The following is a 19,950-nucleotide window of genomic DNA, read 5'->3' on the forward strand; positions in this document are numbered from 1 at the left end:
CAGAGGCGTGCACTACGGCTGACGAGACGCCATCTCCCTGGTGAGAGGATCGCCAAGTCAAAACGCCGTGCCGACCACAGCCGATGCATCCAATCCGCTCGCAATTTGTTATTGTCGGCAATCCCAATGGAGAACCACCATGACCGACACCAGCAAAATTCGTGAGCACATGGAAGTCGTCGGCGCCGATGGCGTGCATATTGGCACCGTCGACAAGGTTGATGGCCAGCGCATCAAGCTGACCAAGGCCGATAGCGGCGAGGGCGCTCACAAGGGCCATCACCATTATATTTCGCTGGCCCTCGTCGCTGAGGTCGATGGCAAGAAGGTGTGGCTGTCCGCGAATTCCGATGTCGCGGTGACGTTCGAGGAAGAAAAATCCGATCCAGTTTGATCGAAGGCTTTAGCCGGACTAGCGGCGCGCCGACCAGACCGGAAACAGGTCGTTGTCGGCTCGCGTCGCGGCAAACACGCCACGGCTGATGGCGCGCGCCATCGTGGCCCCGGCAGCGGCGTAGAGGTCGACCGCCGCGTCGGCGGTGAGTTCGATCCCGCTCTTGCCGGTGGCCAGCGCGAACACCAGGTCCCCGTCGGCCGGCGTATGCGTCGGCCAGATGGCGCGCACGAAGCCGTCATGTGCCGAAATCGCCAAACGTTTGGCGGCGGCCTTGGTGAGGACCGCGTCCGTGGCGATGACCGCTATGGTCGTGTTGCCGCCTTCCGTCTGCCGTCCCTGATCCCCGCGGTATTTCAGCAAGATCGTCCTCGCGTCTTCGGGCATGGGCACGGGATAGCCGAGCTTGCCGAATTCATTGCCGATCTCGAAGGGTGCCGCCCAGAAATGGCGGGTGCTGCCGACGGTCACCGAGCCGGTCGGATTGACGGCGGCCAGCGCGCCGATGGTGACGCCATTGTCCAGCAGCGTCGAGGCGGAACCCAAGCCGCCCTTCAGCCCCGAAGTCAGCGCGCCGGTGCCGGCGCCCGCCGTGCCCAGCTGGAAATCGACGGCGGCAGCCTGCACCGAGTCATAGCCGAGGTCGCGATAGGGCGGATATCGGCCCCAGTCCTTGTCGCCGCCATTGCGCAGGTCGAACAGGATCGCCGCCGGCACGATCGGCACCCGGAACCCGCCCACCTCGAAGCCGATGCCGCGTTCGCGCAGTGCGGCCTGAACGCCCGACGCGGCATCGAGGCCGAAAGCCGAACCCCCCGACAGCACGACGGCATGGATTTTCTCGATGGAATTGTGCGGTTCCAGCAAATCCGTCTCACGGGTGCCCGGCGCGCCACCAAGAATCTGGACACCGGCTACGACCGGCTCGTCGCAAAGCACAGTTGTCACGCCTGACTTCAGCCTGGCATCGGAAGCATTGCCGACGCGCAGGCCGGCAACGTCCGATATGAGGTTGCGCGGGCCGGTACGAAACATCAGTTGTTTTCCAGGGGCACGAAGCGGGTGCCGTCGAAGCGGAACACACGGTAGGGGCTCTGGGTGAGGTCACCCTTGGCGTCGAAGCGGATCGGCCCGATCGCCGTGGTGAAGTCATGCCCGGTGAGTGCGTCGGTCAGCGGCTTGCCGGAGCTTGCAGCGTCCGCCGCCGCCTTGGCGATCTCGACGGCTGCATAGGCCGGCAAGGTGTAGCCGTCCGGCATGATCTTTTGCGCGGCGAAGCCTTCCAGCACTTTCGGGTCGGCGACATCGGCCCATTCGGGCGGCGCGATCATCAGCGTGCCCGTCGCATAAGGAACGTCGCCCGGCGGCGTGCGCAGGTTTTCGCCGCCGGCAAAGACGATGCCCGCCTGGAGTTGAGCTGCATCGCGCCCCATGATGGCGATGTCATCGCCGTCGCCGCCGGCAAAGACATGCGTGGCGCCGGCCTTTTTCAGTCGTCCGATCAGGCCGATCTGGTTGTCGAGCTGCGGCCGGAACGTGTCGACGAAGACCGGTTTCAGCGCAGCCTGCTCCGCCGCGGCGCGAAATGTCTCGGCGATCTCGCGGCCATAGATGGTGCCGTCGTCGATGATGGCGAACAGGTCGTCACGCCAGAGCCGGGTGAGGTTAGAGGCGACTGCGTTGCGCTCGTCATCGCCACGCGGCCCGAGACGATAGACCGGCCAGCCGGTCTTGGCGCGGCGGTCGGTCAGGCTTTCGGTTCGCACGCCGACGGTGATGACCGGGATGTTGGCATCCTTCAGGACAGGCATCGCGGCCTCGATCGCCTCCGTGCAGAGGAAGCCGATCACGACATTGACCTTGGCTGCGGCGAACTCCCTGGCCGCCGCGGCACCGCCGTCCCCGGTGCAGGCGTCATCCACGATCTTGAGCTGGACGCCTTTCACCTCTGCCGCCAGCCCGGCGCCGGCCTCGATCTGTTTGCCGAGGATAGCCGATGGTCCCGACAGGGGCGCGGCGACGCCGATCGTGAGCGTCTGGGCGCCGGCGGCACCGGTCAGCAACAGCCAGGCCAGCGCGATGGATATCGTTGCCCCCGATCGCATCCTGCCGAACCGTCCCTCCAAGCCCGCGACACGCGCGCGGGCACCAATTCCCGCCAAGACCTAAAGGCTGTCCGGTCTTGGTGCAACACGCGAATTCGGGATATGGGCCAAGCACTTCGCTTGTGGCATGGGATATCTGGCCATATATGTCAGGCGAACAATGGCCATGGAAAAATTCCAGTGCTGAAGAAGAACGATATTGGACCGCAAGCGTATCGCGACGCGATGAGCCATTTTGCCGGTCACGTCCATGTGGTTACCACCGACGGACCCGCCGGCAGGCGCGGGACGACGGTGATCGCCGCCTGTTCGGTGTCGGACACGCCGCCGACCATCCTGGTCTGCCTCAATCGTGAAAATGCCAAGAATGAGCTGTTCGTGAAGAACGGCAGATTTGCCCTGAACACGCTGGCTTCGCATCAGGAACCGCTGTCGATCGGATTTTCCGGCATGACCGGCCTGCCGGTCGAAGAGCGCTTTGCGCTCGGCGAATGGGACGTGATTTCCACCGGCGCACCGACGCTGAAGGGCGCGCTCGCCGTATTCGACTGCGAGTTGATCGACACCAAGGACCTCGCCACCCATCGTGTGCTTTTTGGCAAGGTGACAGGCCTGCGCATGGGCGATAATTTGCGACCGCTGATCTACCACGCGCGCGGCTACCACGTCCTGGAAAGTGGGGCGGCCGCACCCACGGAGAACGAATGAGCGACTTGAAACCGCGCCCTGCGCCGCGGACGATCGACGAGACGCTCGATCTGCTGACCGGCGCGGACTATGTCGCGGACCGGTCGCTGGCAACGGTGCTTTTCTTGTCGCTGCGCATGAAACGGCCGCTTTTTCTCGAGGGCGAGGCCGGCGTCGGCAAGACCGAGATCGCCAAGGTGTTGGCCGAGGCGCTTGGCCGCCGGCTGATCCGCCTGCAGTGCTATGAAGGGCTCGACGTCTCCTCGGCGGTCTATGAATGGAACTACGCCGCGCAGATGATCGAGATCCGCATGGAGGAGGCGGCTGGCAAGGTCGATCGCTCCGCCATGGAGCGTAACGTCTTTTCTGAAAAATACCTGATCCGCCGGCCGGTGCTCGATGCGCTGACCGGCAAGGCAAATGCGGCCCCGGTCTTCCTGATCGACGAACTCGACCGCACCGACGAGGCCTTCGAAGCCTTCCTGCTCGAAATCCTCTCGGACTTTCAGGTGACGGTGCCTGAGTTGGGCACGATCAAGGCCGAAGAGCCGCCGATCGTCATCATCACCACCAACCGAACGCGCGAGATTCACGACGCGCTGAAGCGGCGCTGCCTCTATCACTGGGTCGATTATCCCAATGCCGAGCGCGAACTTGAGATCGTGCGCCGCAAGGTGCCTCGGGCCAACCAGCGCCTTTCGGCCGAAGTGGTGTCGTTCATCCAGAAGCTGCGCCAGATCGAGCTGTTCAAGGTGCCGGGCGTCGCCGAGACCATCGACTGGGCCGGTGCGCTGACCGAACTCGACAAGGTGGCGCTCGATCCGGAGACCGTGTCCGACACGATCGGCGTATTGTTGAAGTACCAGGACGACATTGCCCGCATCGGCGCGGGCGAAGGCCGGCGCATCCTCGACCAGGTCAAGGCCGAGCTCGCGGCGGCGGAGTAGCGGGAATGAAGGCGTCCCGTCCTGACCCCAGAGAGGCGACGGCGGACGGCCGGATCGCCGACAACATCGTCTATTTCGCCCGCACCCTGCGCAAGGCCGGCATGCGCGTCGGGCCGGCCTCGGTCAAGGATGCGATCGAGGCGGTGCTCGTCGCCGGCATCGGCTCGCGCGATGATTTCTACTGGACGCTGCACGCCGTTCTTGTGTCCAGGCACGAGGATCACCAGACCTTCGACGAAGCCTTCAGGCTGTTCTGGAAATCGCGCGAACTGATCGAGAAACTGCTGGCGATGTTTTCGCCGGTGGCGCCTGACGTCAGGGAGAAGCAGAAGCCGCGTCCGGCTGAAAGCCGCGTCAGCCAGGCGATGTTCGAGGGTCATCAGAAGAACCAGCCGCCGCGGGAAATCCCCGAGATAGAGGTCGATGCCCGCTTTACCTTCTCCGGCAATGAGCTGTTGCGCGGCAAGGATTTCGCGCAGATGAACGCTGCCGAGATGGCCGATGCCAAAAATGCCATCGCGGCGTTGCGGCTGCCCGTCGATATGGTGCGGACAAGGCGCTTCAAGGCCGATGCCCGTGGCCGCCGCATCGATCCACGCGCCATGATGCGCTCGGCGGCACGCACCGGCGGTGAACTGATCCTGCCGAAATTCCGCTCGCTCCGCGAGGTCCACCCGCCGCTGGTGGTGCTCGCCGATATCTCTGGTTCGATGAGCCAGTACACGCGAATCTTCCTGCATTTCCTGCATGCGCTGACGGAAAAGCGCCGGCGCGTGCACACCTTCGTCTTTGGCACGCGGCTGACCAATCTTACCCGGCAGATGCGCCACCGGGACCCCGATGCCGCCCTTGCCGAGTGCGCGGCGGCGGTCAAGGACTGGTCGGGCGGCACGCGCATCGGCGATACGCTGGCCGAGTTCAACCTTGTATGGTCTCGTCGGGTGCTGGGGCAGGGCGCGGTCGTGCTTCTGATCACCGACGGGCTGGAGCGCGATGATGTCGTGGGCTTGTCGGAAGAGATGGAGCGGCTGCACAAATCCTGCCGGCGGCTGATCTGGCTGAATCCGTTGCTGCGCTTCGACGGTTTTCAGGCGCGCCCGCGCGGTGTGAAGGCGATGCTGCCACATGTCGACGAATTCCGCTCTGTACACAATCTCGACGCGCTCGCCGATCTCTGCGCCTCGCTGGACAAGAAATCGGCGCTTTCGGTCGATCCGCGGCGGTGGATGGATGCTGGCGCGAGGCGCGCCGCATAGCCATATGTCTCCCTGCTCCTTGGAAAAACAGACCGTGAGAGAAGCAACCATGAGCGACAGCATTTATCTCGATGAGGCCCGCGATCCGCTGATCATCGCGGAAGCCTGGATGAAGGACGGCAAGGATGTCGCTATCGCCACCGTGGTGGAAACTTGGGGTTCGGCGCCGCGTCCGGTCGGCAGCCACCTTGTCATCGATGCCGATGGCAACTTCCACGGCTCCGTTTCGGGCGGCTGCGTCGAGGGCGCTGTCGTGACCGAGGCGGTCGACGTCATCGGCTCCGGCAAAGCCAGGATGCTTGAGTTCGGCGTTGCAGATGAGACGGCCTGGCAGGTGGGCCTGTCCTGTGGCGGCCGCATCAAGGTCTATGTGGAAAGGCTCGGCTGATCCAATGGATCCCTACGCGCTGAAAACGCTCAATGCCGAGCGGCGCGCCCGCCGCGCGGCGATCCTCGTCACCGATCTCGGTGATGGCCGTGACCGTATCGTGCGCGAGGGCGACCAGGTCGCCGGCGATCTCGGAGCGGCGATCGCCAAGGCGTTTCGATCCGGCAGTTCCGGTGCCGTCGAGGCGGAAGGACGGACCTTCTTTCTCAATGCGCACCTGCCGCAGCCGCGCCTGATGGTGATCGGCGCCGTCCATATCAGCCAGGCGCTCGCGCCGATGGCCAGGATCGCCGGCTATCCCCTCGAGATCATCGATCCGCGCTCCGCCTTCGCCACGCCGGACCGTTTTCCTGATGTCGCCTTGCATGCCGACTGGCCGCAGGATGTGCTGGATCGCCAGCCGCTCGACAGTTACACCGCGCTCGCAGCCGTCACCCATGACCCGAAGATTGATGATTTCGCGCTGAAGGCGGCACTCGACGCCAACTGTTTCTATGTCGGGGCGCTCGGCAGCCGCAAGACGCATGCCAAGCGCGTCGAGCGCTTGCTGGCGCTGGGCGCGAGTGCCGACCAGGTCGCGCGTATCCACGCGCCGATCGGCCTGGACATCGGGGCGGCAAGCCCCGCCGAGATCGCCGTCGCCATTCTTGCGCAGACAATCCTTGCCTTCCGCTCGCGCGGCCTCGATGTGAAGGGCGCGGCGGCGTGAAATTCGGTCCGATACCGATCGAGGCCGCCGAGGGGGCGGTGCTGGCGCACGCCACCACCGCCGGCGAAAGGCGATTTCGCAAGGCGCACAGGCTGAGCGCCGAAGATGTCTCCACGCTCAAGAGGGCCGGCATCGTGGAAATCGTCGCGGCCGTGTTGGCCCCGGACGATCTCGGCGAGGACGCCGCGGCGCAAAGAATTGCCGAGAGCATGACCTTTGGCGGCATCGAGGCGCGGCCCGCCGCCACCGGTCGGGTCAACCTCCACGCCAAGGCGGCTGGCATCTTCACGGTCGATGCAACTGTCATCGACGCCATCAATGCCGTCGATCCCGCCATCACCATCGCCACGCTGGCCCGGCACGCGCCGGTGGAGAAGGGCCAGATGGTTGCGACGGTGAAGATCATTCCCTTCGCGGTCTCTACCGCGCTGGTCGATGCCGTGAGGGAAGTCTGCGCCGACGGCGAAATCTTTGCCGTCAACGCCTACCGGCCGGTGCGTGTCGGTGTCATTCAGACCGTGCTGCCGGGCATCAAGCCCGGTGTGCTCGACAAGACGTTGCGCGTCACCGAAGCACGGCTGGCGCGCTCGGGCGGCAGGCTGACGGCGGAGCGCCGCACGCCGCATGAGATCGCTCCTGTCGCCGAGGCCGCCATCGCGCTGGCGCGCGACAACGACATGGTGGTGATCTTCGGGGCCTCCGCCATGAGCGATTTCGCCGATGTCGTTCCGGCGGCGATCGAGAGGGCCGGCGGGACTGTCGTGCGTGCGGGCATGCCCGTCGATCCCGGGAATCTGCTGGTGCTCGGCACGCTCGCCGGCAAGCGCGTCATCGGCGCGCCTGGCTGCGCCCGCAGCCCCAAGGAGAACGGCTTCGACTGGGTGCTCGACCGGTTGATTGCCGGCCTTGACGTCACGGCGGGCGACATCGCCGGCATGGGTGTCGGCGGCCTGCTGATGGAGATACCGACGCGGCCGCAGCCGCGCGAGCCGCTGCCGGCCAGAAACCGGCTCAAGGTCGGCATCGTGCTTCTGGCGGCGGGCCGGTCGAGCCGCATGGGCGGACCGAACAAGCTGATGGCGCTGTTCGACGGCCAGCCGTTGGTGCGCCGCACCACCGAACGCGCTCTCGCCTCGAAGGCTTCGGGCACGATCGTCGTCACTGGCCATCAGCGCGAGCGCGTCCGCGCGGCATTGTCAGGCCTCGACGTTACCTTCGCCGATAATCCCGACTTTGCCGACGGCCTGTCCACGTCGCTGAAAGCCGGTATTGCCTATCTGCCGCAAGACATCGCCGGTGCAATGATCGTTCTCGCAGACATGCCGGGCGTGGCACCTGACGACCTCGACCGGCTGATCGATGCGTTCCGCACGGCCGGAGGCAATTCCGTGGTTCGCGCCTCGCACGAAGGCAAACGCGGCAATCCGGTGCTCCTGCCGCGTTCGCTGTTCGCGGCCATCGCCCATCTCGAAGGCGACACCGGCGCACGCCATCTGGTCGAGGCCGAGGGGCTCGATGTCATCGATGTCGAGATCGGCGAGGGCGCGTCCGTCGACGTCGACACGCGAGAAGCGCTGAAAGGCGCCGGCGGCGTGCTGCAGGATTGACAAACCCGGGCCGAATTACGCAAGCCTTCGGCATGGCTTTTCGTTTTCTTTTTCCTCTCCACGCCTTTGTGGCCGCTGCATCTCTTCTAGGCATCGCCGGTCATGCCGACGCGCTCGAGCTAAAACCCTTCAAGGACGATCTCTTCGCCTATCCGGCCACGCTCTCGTCTGACGGCAATGGCGCCTACACGGTCCTCGACTACCGTGAAATGCGCGACATCAACCAGCGCGACGAGGTGCCGGAAAAGCGTGTACATCCGCAATATACCGATACCAGTGTGCGCAAGGTGCAGCAGGATCTGATGCTGAAGACGGATGCCGGCGATGTCAGGCACGTCGCCGTCGGCAAGACGCAAGGCGCCGCCGTCATCGTGCTCTACCTGCACGGGCAAGGGGGCAGCCGCAAGCAGGGCGTCGACGACTTCACCTTCGGCGGCAATTTCAACCGCATCAAGAACCTGATGGCCGGCAGTGGCGGCCTCTATATCTCTCCGGATTTCCCCGACTTCGGCGACAAGGGAGCGGCGCAGGTCGCGGCCGTGATCGATCATTATGCCGACCAATCTCCGGGCGCGAAAGTCTTCGTCGCGTGCGGCTCGATGGGTGGGGCGCTGTGCTGGAAGCTTGCGGGACGCAAGGACACGGGCGGCCGCATCGACGGTTTGTTGCTCCTGGGTTCCCTTTGGGACGAGAGCTTTTTCAGCAGTCCCGCCTTCAAACGCCGCGTGCCGGTCTTCTTCGGCCAGGGCAGCCATGACGTGGTCTTTCCGGTCGCAAGTCAGGAAGCCTTCTTCCGCTCGATCCTTGCGAAATCAAAGACCTATCCGACCCGTTTTGTTCGTTTCGAAACCGGTACCCACGGCACGCCAATCCGCATGGTCGACTGGCGTGGAACGCTCAACTGGATGCTGTCGAAAGCGCCGCAATAGCCAATGCATCGGCCGCTCTAAGGCGCGGTGTTGTAGTCGACGATCGTCTGCGGATTCTCCTCGCCGTCATAGGACGCGTCGACGTCATACTGGACCAGCGAAAAATCGCCGTTGCGGAACAGATAGATCCCGGCATCGGAAGCATCGCCGACGCCGCGCCATTTGTTGAACGTGGTGATGGTGTGAGCCACCTGGTCATAGTCGGAATTGACCGCCCACCCTGTGGTCCGGAAGCCGATCACCGTCACGCTCAACAGCTTACCGTCGCTGTCGTTGTTCTCGTAGCGTATATCGGTCTCCGGCTCGGCGAACTGCAATTGCCTGACACCGTCCGCCTCGTCGGTCATGTAGTAGACCGAGCTTTCATTGTAGGCGGCGGCCGAGCAGGAGAAGTGGAACAGCCGGGTTTCCTTGTCCGGATCGCCCGGCTGAGCATTCTTGTCCTTGTACGTGATCGAAAAGACTTCCGGCTCTTTGGCCAGGAGTTGCTTGTCGCACTGGTCGCCATAGGTCGCAAGGAAAGCCTTCTTGGCCTGCTCCAGCGCCGTATCCTTCTTCGGCGGCGGCGGACCGTCACCGCAGCTCGGCGGCAACGCTTCGTCGAAATCCGCGGTGGATGGTTTCAGCGCGCCCTTGTCGATGAAGATCGGCTGGAACGGCGGCGCCTGGATCTGGGCGTTGACCTGGCGCAGCGTGTAGCAGCCGGCGAAGACCTTCGCCTCGCCCCTCTTGTCGGTTGCCTGGATGGCGACCGGCACGTTGTAATAGATGCTGCCTGCTGCGCCCTCGTCGGAAATAGCGCCGGTCTTGACCTCCACCGTATCGGTGCCGTCATAGCCTTTGACGAATGTATCGAAATCCTTTGCCGGCTTTGTATCGCCGTAATAACCCCAGGCGCGGGCGAATTCATGCCGGTTGATGGCGCTGTAGAGAGAGCGGACGACCGCATCCGCGCTCGACCGGTCATCGACGTAAGGCGCTTCAGGCCTGTCGCTGGCTGCCAATGCTGCTTGGCCTGCAGGGGCAAGGCAGAGAAGGGCAGTCGCTGCGAGAAGGACGCGTCTCATCGGGAATCTCCGCTCGATAACGAAGATTCTACCATGGCGATTGCGGCGACGTGGTGACGCCGTGCGGCTGCGGCTTGAAGAATCGTGCGCGGAGGCGCTACCTGCCTTCCGCCGGCGCTCAGACCGGACAGGAGATCTGACGTGACGATATCGATGTATGAGGCATCCGTTCCCGTGTTTTCAGCCAGGCTGAAGGCACTTTCCAGTGTGCTGGCGGCCGCCGAACAGAATGCGATTGACCGCAAGATCGACCCGCAGGTGTTTTTGACCGCGCGGCTTGCGCCCGACATGTTCGCTTTGACCCGGCAGGTGCAGATCGCAACCGACCATGCCAAGGGAGCGCCTTCGCGGCTGGCTGGCCGCGAAGTACCGAAATATGAGGACAATGAGGCAAGCTTTGCCGATCTCGAGGCGAGGATCGCCAAGACACTGGCCCATCTGTCGACTTTTTCGACCGCCGATATCGACGGTTCCGAAGACAAGACGATCGAGTTGAAGCTCGGCGGACGTAAAACGACGATAGGCGGCATGCAGTACCTGCTGCATCTGGCCATGCCCAACTTCTATTTCCACCTCACCACCGGCTACGACATCCTTCGCCACAATGGCGTGCCGCTGGGCAAGGCGACGTTTCTGGGATCGCGTTGAAGGTGCAATGCGAGATGTCCCGGATCGGTCCGGGACATCTCGCAGCCTGCTTAGCGGATGGACATTTCGCGGGCGATGCGCGGGAAATCCGCGGGCTTGATGCCGATATCGGCGCGCTCGGCATTGCTCATCGAATGAAGCAGCGCGAGCGCCGCGCGGTATCTCAGATGTTCCTGCGGGCGCGGGCGGGCGAACATTTCCGTGAAGAAACCCATGATTCAGGCTCCTGGTTGGTCCTCCACGGCAGCCAATATAGGTGAATCGTGACAATTGTGCAGTGCAGCATTTGCATGCCTGCCATGTCCGGATGATTTTTCATAAAATTCTCGTGCGGCGCGGTGAAACATTCGCGCAACGCCCGCCGTACACTTGGATGCTGGCACATGGCCGGTTTTTCCTCGCCACTCCTGGCGAATTTCCGGGCTGCACGAAGGTGCAGTCCGGCTTTTTGTTTATTGAGCCGGACGCAATCTTTCGAACAGCTAAATTCATCAAGACCGTTGGCATCTATTCTTAACGAGCGGGTCCTATGTTTCTGATAACAGAACAGTCGAGCAAGGGAGGCCGACATCGCTACCAGCGCCACGCGTGATTTCGCTTCGTTGCTCGACGACCTCTTCGTTGCCTCCAACAAGGGTGATGGCATCGAGAGCGACGAGGCGGGCGCGCGTCCGTCCATTCCGTTCGACTATCTGTCGGTGGCCGATGAGCTCCATTCCGGTCGCATCAAGGTATCCGCCGCGGAATATCGCGAGGCAGGCTCCGATTTGGCGAGCGAATTCGCCGCCTTGCTGGACCACGCCAAGCTGGCCCTGGCCGGCGAAGAGCCGAAGCCCGAGGAAAAGCTGCCGCCGATCGATCCTGAATCGATCGCTGCCGAACTGGGACTGGATCGGCCCAAGGGGGGCGCCGATTTCAGCCGCATGCGCCGCAGCTTTGCCTTCGCCAACCATCCCGATCGCGTCGCCCCGCATCTGCGCCAGCGCGCCATGATCCGCATGCAGATCGCGAATATGCTGATCGACGAGGCCAAGCGCCGGGCCTTGGCCGGCGCACGCCGCTAGAGCCGGATGATTTCAGGTCGAGTCGACCTGAAATCTGAATCCGACTCTAAATCAAAGAGATAGAGCATGATGTCATCCGAAAACCGCTTCACACTTTTCGGCATCATGCTCTAGACGCCGTTCAATTCCCGCAAAAGTCGGTCCGGCCAGGCTTGGAGAGTGTCTCCGCTTTCCTGTAAGATGCGATCTCCTCCCGCGCACCGCGCAAGCCTTCCCTCCGGAGCAGAAATTCCCATGCACAAACGCCGTCTCGGTGGGACCGATCTTCTTGTTACCCAGATTTGCCTTGGTTCGATGACCTGGGGCCAACAGAACACCGAAGCCGAGGGCCATGCCCAGATGGACCTGGCCTTTTCGCGTGGCGTCAATTTCATCGACACCGCCGAGCTCTATCCGATCCCGCCCAAGGCGGAGACGCAGGGACGGACCGAGAGGATCATCGGCACCTGGATGAAGGCCAAGGGCAATCGCGACAAGGTGATCCTTGCCTCGAAGGTCGTCGGCCGCACGGCCAACCGCTGGTTTCGCGGCGACCGGCCCTCACAATTGGTGCGGGCCGATATCTTTGATGCCATCGACAAGTCGCTGGCCAAGCTCGGCACGGACTATCTCGACCTTTATCAAATCCACTGGCCGGAACGAGACATTCCCTGGGGCGCCAACCCGACACGCGTCGGCGCGGTGGGGCGGCGTGCCGATTCTGTCGGCGCGTCAGTCGGCGAGACGCCGATCGCCGAGACGCTTGCGGTGTTCGACGAATTGGTGCGGGCAGGAAAAATCCGCCATTTCGGCCTTTCGAACGAGAGTTCGTGGGGCGTGATGCGCTTCCTTGCGGAGGCAGGCAAAGGGATCGGTCCGCGCGTCGCCTCGATCCAGAACGCCTATAATCTGGTCAACCGCACCTTCGAGGTGAACCTTGCGGAGGTCTGCGAGCGCGAAGAGGTGTCGCTGCTCGCCTATTCGCCACTGGCGCAGGGCTATCTGACCGGCAAATACGACCATGGCGCCCGCCCGCAGGGCTCGCGCTCGCAGCTCTTCAATCGCGGTCAGCGTTACGAGACGCCCAATGCCGCCGAAGCGCAGCTCGAATACAATGACCTGGGGCGCTCTTTCGGCCTGGAGCCGGCGCTGTTTGCCAATGCCTATGTGTCGAGCCGGCCTTTTGTCACGTCGAACATTGTCGGCGCGACATCGGTTGCACAGCTCGAGATGGCGCTGTCTTCCGTCGATGTCGTCTGGACCGAAGAAATGCAGAAGGCGGTGGATGCGGTTCACCAGCGGGTCGGCAATCCCTGCCCGTGACCGGGCCAGGAATTTCAAGCAACAGCAAAGGGGTGGAGACAATGGTGGATTTTTCGATCGAGGCCGTGCGTGGAAAATTTCCCGCTCTCTCGCTGACCGACAAAGGACGCCGGCGCATCTATCTCGACAATCCTGCCGGCACGCAGGTGCCTCAGGCGGTGGCCGACGCGGTCTCGCGCTGCCTGTTGACGACCAACGCCAACCTTGGCGGCTATTTTGAAACGACGGTCGCGGCGCAGCAGGTCGTTGACGATGCGCATCAGGCGATGGCCGATTTCCTTGGCGCGGCGAGCCCCCGGGAGATCGTCATTGGCGCCAACATGACGACGCTGACCTATCACATGTCACGCACGCTTGGCCGCACGATGAAGCCCGGCGACGAGATCATCCTCACCCGCATGGACCATGAGGGCAATGTGTCGCCCTGGCTGCAACTGGCCGAGGACCTTGGCCTCGTCGTGCGCTGGCTGCCGTTCGATGAAAAGACCTGGCAGGTCGAGGAGGCGACGCTCGCCGGTCTGCTATCCGGGAAGACACGGCTGGTGGCATTGAACTACGCCAGCAATCTCACCGGCTCGATCAACCGGGTCAAGTCCTTGACGCAACTTGCGAAACAGGGCGGCTCGCTGGTTTATGTCGATGCCGTGCAGTTCGCGCCGCATGGTTTGATCGACGTGCAGGAGCTCGGCTGCGATTTCCTGATCTGCTCGGCATACAAATTCTTCGGTCCGCACATGGGCATTTTATGGGGCCGGCGCGAGGTCATCGAAGAGCTGGAGGCCTATAAATGCCGCTGCTCCTCGAACGGCCTGCCGGAGCGCTTCGAACTCGGCACACCGCAGATCGAACTGATGGCCGGGCTCACCGCCACGGTCGACTATTTTGCCGGGCTCGGCGCCTCGGCCGGTGAGGGTGGGTCGAGAAGGCGCAGGATTGCCAAGGCGTTCGAAGCCTCCATCGCCTATGAAAATCCGCTGGCGCAAAGGCTGATCAATGGCATGTCCGACATTTCAGGGCTGACAGTCCACGGCATCACCGATCCGAAACGGCTGCGCGATCGTGTGCCGACGGTCTCGTTCACCGTGGACGGTATAGCGCCAGAAACGATCGTGCGGCAGATGAACGCCGAAAACATCTTCCTGTGGTCGGGCCACAACTATGCCTGGGAAATCGTCCATCAACTCGGCATTCCAGCCGAGCAAGGCGTCGTGCGCATCGGCATCGCGCATTACAATACGGCGCCCGAAATCGACGAGACGCTGGAGAGCGTGCACCGGGTGGTTGGCATGCTCAGGCAGCAACGTTCTTGACGTGGGCTCGAACGGTCACCGCGCCTTGCCGCCAAAACCGGTGAGGAAGGCGGTAAGATTGTCGCTGAGTTCGTCGCAGAGATAGCCGCCTTCCTGGACGATGACCGTGGGCAGTCCGAGCCCGGCGATGGCCTCGCCGATGCGCGAGAAGCCTGGCGTCGTCACCGAAAGTCCGCCGAACGGATCGCGCTCGAAGGCGTCGAGCCCGAGCGCCACGACCAGCGCATCGGGCGAGAAGGCGCGAATGCGCTGGAATGCCACGGCGAGCGCCTCCAGAAACGCGGCATCCGCGGATTTGCGTGGCAGCGGCAGGTTGAAGTTGTAGCCGAGGCCAGGCCCTTCGCCGCGCTCGTCGGCATGGCCCCAGAAGAAGGGATAGAAGCGCACGGGATCGGCATGCAGCGAGACGGTGAGTACGTCGGGCCGCGCATAGAAGATGCCTTGCGTTCCGTTGCCGTGATGGAGGTCGACATCGAGGATGGCCACGCGCGCGGCCTGCTTGCGCAGCACCTGGGCCGCGACGGCCGAGTTGTTGATGAAGCAGAAGCCGCCGGCGACATCTGCAAAGGCGTGATGGCCAGGCGGGCGGCACAGCGCATAGGCGCCGGAAGCGCCTGCCATGACCGTTTCCGCCGCTTCAACCGCGCTCCAGGCGCTCCACAGCGCGCTTTGCCAGGTCTCGCCGGAGATCGGGCAGGCGGTGTCAGCCATGTGGTAGCCGGCCTGGCCGACCGCCGAGGCCGGATAGGAACCGCTGCGCGCGATGGGATGGATGTTGGGAATCACCTCGGCAGAGGCGCCCTCGATGCGCTGCCAACGCTCAAAAATGTGCTTGAGGAAGTCGAGATATTCGGGCGTATGTACCGCCGCGACCGGACCAAGCCCATGATCGCGGGGCCGTTCGATCGTGCAGCCGGCAGATTTTGCGCCGGCTAACAATCTCTCGACGCGCTCCGGCTTTTCCGGATTGGGCTGCGGCGCGCCACTGGAAAGAAAGGCCTTGGGGTCGTGCCGCTTCTGCTCCTCGGCATAGAACGCTTTCATTCCTGTTCCCCGTTTTCCGGCGCGTCCGCAAAGGCGAAAAACGCCTCGCCGACGATTTTCTGAGTCTGCTCGTAGCTCGACCAGGCAATGCCCAGCCTCTCGTAAAAACCCTTGGCGCCCTCGTTGTCGGTGTCGACGGACAGCCTGAGATAGACCCCGCCATCCCTGCGGCACTCGGCCGCCACGCGCCGCAGCAGGCGTTCGCCGATCTTGCGGCCGCGAAACCGGTCCTCGACATAGAGGTCCTGCACATAGACGCCAGGCCGTCCCATCCAGGTCGAGAAGATCGGAAAGTGTAGGCAAAGCCCGGCGAATTCGCCATCAACTTCGGCAATCAAGGTCGAGAAGGCGGGCTTTTCGCCGAAACCCCAGATTCTGAGATCGTCCGCCGTCGAGATGATTTCCTCGGGCGCGCCGATATGGGTGCCGAGCTTCAGGATGGCCGCGTGGATGGTTTCGACGTCATCGATGGTGCCGGGGCGGAGGATAACAGCATTGGAGGCTGGATTAGTCACCGTCTTGTCTCAAAACGCCACCCGGTCGCCGCCCTTGAGCGCCAGCATGTCGCGCGCTTCAGCCGGCGTGGCAACCTCCAGCGACAGCCCATCGAGGATGCCACGGATGCGGCGCACCTGGTCGGCGTTGGATTTCGCCAACTGGCGGCCGTCATAGAGACTGTCTTCCAACCCGACACGCACATTGCCCCCCATGGCCGCGGCGATCGAGATCAGTGGCATCTGGTTGCGCCCGGCGGCCAGCACCGAGAACTGGTAGCTGTCGCCAAACAATTTGTCGGCGATACGCTTCATATGGATGAGATTGTCGGGATCGGCGCCGATGCCGCCCAGAATGCCCAGCACGAACTGGATGAACAGTGGCCCCGAAACCAGCCCCCGGTCGCGGAAATACGCCAGCGAATAGAGGTGGCCGACATCGTAGCACTCGAATTCGAAGCGCGTGCCACAGCCCTTGCCCAGTCTGTCGAGCACACCTTCCATGTCGGCAAAGGTGTTCTTGAAGATGGTGTCGCGGGTGGCTTCGAGCAGTTTGGGCTCCCATTCGTGCTGCCACTCCCGGGGCTTGTCGAGCATCGGGAACAGCGCGAAATTCATCGAGCCCATATTGAGGGAGCACATTTCGGGCTCGGCCCGCAGCGGTGCCGCCAGCCGCTGGTCCAGCGTCATCAGCGAGGAGCCACCGGTGGTGATGTTGATCACCGCCGATGTCGCCTGCTTAATGCGCGGCAGGAACTGCATGTAGACGTCCGGATCGGCCGTCGGCCGTCCGTCCTTGGGGTCGCGGGCATGCAGATGCAGGATCGAGGCGCCGGCTTCGGCCGCCGCGATGGCGTCAGCGGCAATCTGGTCCGGCGTCACCGGCAGGTAGGGCGACATCGACGGCGTGTGCACCGAGCCTGTGACGGCGCAGGTGATGATGACTTTTCGCGGCGCCATTCCTTTACCCCCGGCCTTCGACAGGCAGGTCGAGTTCGGAGGCCAGAACCTCAAGCGAATCGCCGATGATCGAGATGATCTCGCCGACCTGATCGCTGGTGACGATCATCGGCGGTGCGACCATGAAATTGTCGCCGTCGACGCCGCCCTTGACCCTGCGGCCATAGATGATCAGCCCCCGTTCATAGGCGAGGTCGAGCAACCGCTGCGTCGCTTTCTTGCTCTGCTCGATCGGTTTCAGCGTATCGGGATCGGCGACCATTTCGGCACCTGTAAGCAGCCCCTTGCCGCGCACGTCGGCAATGAACGGAAAGCGCTTCGCCAGCCCCTTCAATCCGTTCATCAGAACATCGCCCATGGCAGCCGCATTGGCGATCAGATCGAGCCGGTCCATTTCGCCCAGCACCGCAAGCCCGGCTGCGCAGGCCAGCGGGTTGCCGGCGTAGGTGTGGCCGTGCTGGAAGCCGCCGGAAGCGAGCAGCGGCTCGACCAGTCGCATAGGCGCCGCCAGCGCCCCGAGCGGCGCATAGCCCGAGCCCAGTCCCTTCGACAGCGCGACGATGTCCGGCTTGCAGTTCCAGTGGTCGCCGCCGAGGAACTTGCCGGTGCGGCCGGCACCGCTCATCACTTCGTCATGGATGAGCAGGATGCCGTAGCGGTCGCAGATCTCGCGGACCCGGGCATAGTAGCTGTCGGGGGCCACCAGGGCCGCGGTCGCGGCCCCGCCGATCGGTTCCATGATGAAAGCGACGACGCTTTCGGCACCTTCCGCGAGGATCTTTTCCTCCAGCATGTCGGCGTAGCGGACGCCGCGCTGTTCCATCGAGAGATTGTCGCGGTCGCGCCAGGCGGTCGGCGCCGGCACCGTCGGCATCACCCGCATCATCGGTTCAAAAGTCTCGGCCAGCGCGTCGTCGCCGGTGATCGAAAGCGAACCCAAAGTGCCGCCATGATAGGAGGGGAAGCGCGTGATCACCTTCCAGCGGCTGGGCTGGCCGGTGGCGACAGCCCATTGCCGCGCCAGCTTGATACAGGATTCCGTCGCCTCCGAGCCGCCCGAAACGAAGAAGATACGGTCCATGCCTTCCGGCAGTTTTCCCGCGAGTTCACGCGCGAGTTCTTCCGCCGGCTCGTTCTCGAAATGAAGGCGGTAGGCGAAGGTGGCGCGGTCCATCTGCCGCTTCATAGCGTCCAGCACGTTGCGGTTGGAATGGCCGATATTGGCGACCATGGGGCCGCTCGATCCATCGATGAAACGGCGGCCGTCCTGCGTCCACATGTAGATGCCTTCGGCGCGGTCGATCAGCGGCCGGCGCAGGCTGGACAGATAGAACAAATGCGATTGACGCCGGGCGTCGGCGTCTTGAATGGCAGGCTGGACCTTAGACATGTCAGGACTTTCCAAGATAGCGATCGAGGACATTTTGGGTGACCCGTTCGACCATCGGGTCTTGTCTTAGCAGGCCGGCAACCCATTCGCAGCTTCCGGCGTGGAATACTTCGCCCTTGCCGCGTGGAAAATTGACGATCATGCCATTGCTGCGTTTGACCTTTTCAAGATTGGCGTCGCTCCCCTCGCCAAACAGCGTTTCGGCGCTGAAGCGGCCATCCTCGTCGGTCAGGAACTGGTCCTCGACCGGGATGTCGGCACTTTCCTCGACCTGGCTTGCCATGCCGACGGCCAGCACCTGCAAGCCGTCGGGCGCACCGCTGGTCGCGGTCGGGTAGGGCAGGCCACCGCGTAGTTCGAAATCGAGCCCATCGACCTCATAACCATAGACATGGCTGTCGGCGCCGAGCAGGTCGCCGTAGTAGATGCCGGTGCCGGCGAAGGCCCAATGCTCGGGCCGGTAGACCGGAAAACCGCGCACGCCCCGCGGCGCGCAGCCGCCCCAGCCCGCGTAGAGGCCACGGGTGGCGTTGAGCCCGAAGGTCGCGGAACCCGGTCGGCCGATTTCGGGCGCTTCCCAGGAATTGGTGGCGCGCGTCACGTCGCCACCGCGATAGGCGGGATCTTCGGCGCGCGCGCGGTATTTGTAGCAGACCTGCCGGCGGCCTTCGTCCTCAAGCCGCGTCTGCCACATGAAATTGCCGGCAAAGCGTGCCGCATGGCCGCCGCGCTCGACATAGCTGTCGACCGCGTCGCGCATCTCCCAGGTCCAGTATTCGTCATGGCCGACAAAGGCCGCGCAGTCGTATCCGTCGAGAATCTCCGGCGAAAAATGCAGGTCGTGCTGGCTGGCGAGGTCGACGCCGTAGCCTTGTCGTTCGGCAAAGCGAAAAAAATGGCTGTCGTAGCTGGCCCAGCCCGAGGAGGCGTATTTCTTCGAATGACCGGTGGCGAGCGCCCATTCCATGTGCGGATAACGCGGCACGGTCTTCGGCGGCACCGCGACCTCCAGTGGCACGCGCGGCGCATCCCTGGGCAGCACGACGAAGCCGCGGCACCAGGGGCGCTGCGTCGACACGATGGGCGAATACCGGTCGCGGTCCGGCCCGGTGATGCCCTGATAATGGTTGGAGCCGCCCCAGGTGTTGTAGGCAAGCCAGGTACCTGTCGCCGCAACCTGCAGCATGCGGCCGGGTTTTCGGCCAGGCTGGGGGCTGACGATGAACAAATGGTGGCATTGGATCGGCTTGCCGCCGCGTCCATCGGCGGTCAGCGTCACGCGGTAGGGCCCGGACGACCAGTCGCTCCCTACGCGAAGCTCAAAGGAGGCTTCCCAGCCGCAGCCTTCGGCCGAGCACTGGTCCGGACTGTCCTGCCAGCGTGCCGCGATGCCCGATTTCTCGAACATTTTCGTCTCGGTGCCGCCGTCCCGAACGATCGTCATCCCGAAGGACGGAGCGGTCGAGCTGACATACAGCGTAACCGTCTCACCGGCACGATACGAAAACCGGTCGCTGTAGCACCAGATTTCGCCGCGCTCGCCGTCCATCCCGGGCCATTCGTAATAATGGCCGCGCACCGCGTGGCGGCGCTGCTCCACGGTCAGTCCGAAATCGGGGAATTCAGGGATCAATCTGGTCATCATCTTG

22 protein-coding genes are annotated in these 19,950 nt (G+C 63.6%); 13 read left to right on the top strand and 9 right to left on the bottom strand.

Annotated elements, in window-relative coordinates; all coding sequences use genetic code 11:
• The first annotated feature begins 139 nt into the window (after positions 1–139).
• Positions 140–394, top strand: a complete 255-nt coding sequence (locus LB556_RS21685; RefSeq protein ID WP_023773164.1) for a DUF2171 domain-containing protein — start codon at positions 140–142, stop codon at positions 392–394.
• Positions 395–412: 18 nt separating this feature from the next.
• Here LB556_RS21685 and LB556_RS21690 read toward each other — a convergent pair whose 3' ends face one another.
• Together LB556_RS21690 and LB556_RS21695 are read right to left on the bottom strand one after the other, a co-directional pair.
• Positions 413–1,429, bottom strand: coding sequence for a P1 family peptidase (locus tag LB556_RS21690; protein ID WP_224569766.1), 1,017 nt, complete (start codon positions 1,427–1,429; stop codon positions 413–415).
• Positions 1,429–2,499 (bottom strand): branched-chain amino acid ABC transporter substrate-binding protein, encoded by a 1,071-nt coding sequence (locus LB556_RS21695; RefSeq protein ID WP_224569767.1) that lies wholly within the window; start codon positions 2,497–2,499, stop codon positions 1,429–1,431. Before LB556_RS21695 ends, LB556_RS21690 begins: the two co-directional genes overlap by 1 nt.
• A 180-nt stretch (positions 2,500–2,679) precedes the next feature.
• Here LB556_RS21695 and LB556_RS21700 point away from each other — a divergent pair, with 180 nt between their 5' ends.
• From LB556_RS21700 to LB556_RS21730, 7 genes are read left to right on the top strand one after another with little or no spacing between them, the layout of a single operon-like run.
• Positions 2,680–3,207, top strand: coding sequence for a flavin reductase (locus tag LB556_RS21700; RefSeq protein WP_224569768.1), 528 nt, complete (start codon positions 2,680–2,682; stop codon positions 3,205–3,207).
• The gene (locus tag LB556_RS21705) at positions 3,204–4,133 is read left to right on the top strand and encodes an AAA family ATPase (protein ID WP_224569769.1); all 930 of its coding nucleotides are present in this window, start codon (positions 3,204–3,206) and stop codon (positions 4,131–4,133) included. The genes LB556_RS21700 and LB556_RS21705 overlap by 4 nt, the downstream gene beginning before the upstream one ends.
• A 5-nt stretch (positions 4,134–4,138) precedes the next feature.
• Positions 4,139–5,389, top strand: coding sequence for a vWA domain-containing protein (locus LB556_RS21710; RefSeq protein WP_224569770.1), 1,251 nt, complete (start codon positions 4,139–4,141; stop codon positions 5,387–5,389).
• Positions 5,390–5,438: 49 nt separating this feature from the next.
• Positions 5,439–5,777: an XdhC family protein gene (locus LB556_RS21715; protein WP_127280086.1), complete on the top strand. Its 339-nt coding sequence runs from the start codon at positions 5,439–5,441 to the stop codon at positions 5,775–5,777.
• Positions 5,778–5,781: 4 nt separating this feature from the next.
• Entirely contained in the window at positions 5,782–6,486 is a 705-nt protein-coding gene (locus LB556_RS21720) for an XdhC family protein (protein ID WP_224569771.1), read from the top strand.
• Positions 6,483–8,093, top strand: a complete 1,611-nt coding sequence (locus tag LB556_RS21725) for an NTP transferase domain-containing protein (RefSeq protein ID WP_224569772.1) — start codon at positions 6,483–6,485, stop codon at positions 8,091–8,093. Before LB556_RS21720 ends, LB556_RS21725 begins: the two co-directional genes overlap by 4 nt.
• Positions 8,094–8,125: 32 nt before the next feature.
• Positions 8,126–9,022 (top strand): alpha/beta hydrolase family protein, encoded by an 897-nt coding sequence (locus LB556_RS21730; RefSeq protein ID WP_224569773.1) that lies wholly within the window; start codon positions 8,126–8,128, stop codon positions 9,020–9,022.
• Between the two features lie 17 nt (positions 9,023–9,039).
• Here the strand turns inward: LB556_RS21730 and LB556_RS21735 are convergent, their stop codons facing one another.
• Positions 9,040–10,089, bottom strand: coding sequence for a DUF1176 domain-containing protein (locus LB556_RS21735; protein WP_224569774.1), 1,050 nt, complete (start codon positions 10,087–10,089; stop codon positions 9,040–9,042).
• Between the two features lie 141 nt (positions 10,090–10,230).
• Here LB556_RS21735 and LB556_RS21740 point away from each other — a divergent pair, with 141 nt between their 5' ends.
• Positions 10,231–10,737 (top strand): DUF1993 family protein, encoded by a 507-nt coding sequence (locus tag LB556_RS21740; protein WP_224569775.1) that lies wholly within the window; start codon positions 10,231–10,233, stop codon positions 10,735–10,737.
• A 50-nt stretch (positions 10,738–10,787) separates the two neighbouring features.
• On the opposite strand, the gene LB556_RS21745 is transcribed toward LB556_RS21740, so the two are convergent.
• A complete protein-coding gene (locus LB556_RS21745) occupies positions 10,788–10,952 on the bottom strand; it encodes a hypothetical protein (RefSeq protein WP_224569776.1) in 165 nt (54 codons plus the stop codon).
• A gap of 41 nt (positions 10,953–10,993) precedes the next feature.
• Between LB556_RS21745 and LB556_RS21750 the strand changes: the two genes are divergently transcribed.
• The 4 genes from LB556_RS21750 to LB556_RS21765 all read left to right on the top strand — a co-directional run bounded on the left by LB556_RS21750 (position 10,994) and on the right by LB556_RS21765 (position 14,413).
• Entirely contained in the window at positions 10,994–11,254 is a 261-nt protein-coding gene (locus LB556_RS21750) for a hypothetical protein (protein WP_224569777.1), read from the top strand.
• A gap of 85 nt (positions 11,255–11,339) precedes the next feature.
• Positions 11,340–11,801 carry a hypothetical protein gene (locus LB556_RS21755; protein WP_224569778.1) on the top strand — a complete coding sequence of 154 codons (462 nt, stop codon included), beginning with the start codon at positions 11,340–11,342 and terminating at the stop codon, positions 11,799–11,801.
• A gap of 234 nt (positions 11,802–12,035) precedes the next feature.
• Positions 12,036–13,103: an aldo/keto reductase gene (locus LB556_RS21760; RefSeq protein WP_224569779.1), complete on the top strand. Its 1,068-nt coding sequence runs from the start codon at positions 12,036–12,038 to the stop codon at positions 13,101–13,103.
• 41 nt (positions 13,104–13,144) lie between these two features.
• Positions 13,145–14,413 (top strand): cysteine desulfurase-like protein, encoded by a 1,269-nt coding sequence (locus LB556_RS21765; RefSeq protein WP_224569780.1) that lies wholly within the window; start codon positions 13,145–13,147, stop codon positions 14,411–14,413.
• Positions 14,414–14,428: 15 nt separating this feature from the next.
• Here the strand turns inward: LB556_RS21765 and LB556_RS21770 are convergent, their stop codons facing one another.
• From LB556_RS21770 to LB556_RS21790, 5 genes are read right to left on the bottom strand one after another with little or no spacing between them, the layout of a single operon-like run.
• Complete coding sequence (locus LB556_RS21770) at positions 14,429–15,457, bottom strand: histone deacetylase family protein (protein WP_224569781.1); 1,029 nt, start codon at positions 15,455–15,457, stop codon at positions 14,429–14,431.
• Positions 15,454–15,972 (bottom strand): GNAT family N-acetyltransferase, encoded by a 519-nt coding sequence (locus LB556_RS21775; protein WP_224569782.1) that lies wholly within the window; start codon positions 15,970–15,972, stop codon positions 15,454–15,456. Before LB556_RS21775 ends, LB556_RS21770 begins: the two co-directional genes overlap by 4 nt.
• Before the next feature lie 9 nt (positions 15,973–15,981).
• Positions 15,982–16,911: a 3-keto-5-aminohexanoate cleavage protein gene (locus LB556_RS21780; protein ID WP_224569783.1), complete on the bottom strand. Its 930-nt coding sequence runs from the start codon at positions 16,909–16,911 to the stop codon at positions 15,982–15,984.
• A 4-nt stretch (positions 16,912–16,915) separates the two neighbouring features.
• Complete coding sequence (locus LB556_RS21785; protein ID WP_224569784.1) at positions 16,916–18,301, bottom strand: aspartate aminotransferase family protein; 1,386 nt, start codon at positions 18,299–18,301, stop codon at positions 16,916–16,918.
• A gap of 1 nt (position 18,302) precedes the next feature.
• Positions 18,303–19,943 (bottom strand): N,N-dimethylformamidase beta subunit family domain-containing protein, encoded by a 1,641-nt coding sequence (locus LB556_RS21790; protein ID WP_411908603.1) that lies wholly within the window; start codon positions 19,941–19,943, stop codon positions 18,303–18,305.
• Positions 19,944–19,950 lie beyond the last annotated feature (7 nt).

It is taken from the genome of Mesorhizobium sp. ES1-4, from assembly GCF_020164745.1.
In the GTDB taxonomy this organism is placed as follows: domain Bacteria; phylum Pseudomonadota; class Alphaproteobacteria; order Rhizobiales; family Rhizobiaceae; genus Mesorhizobium.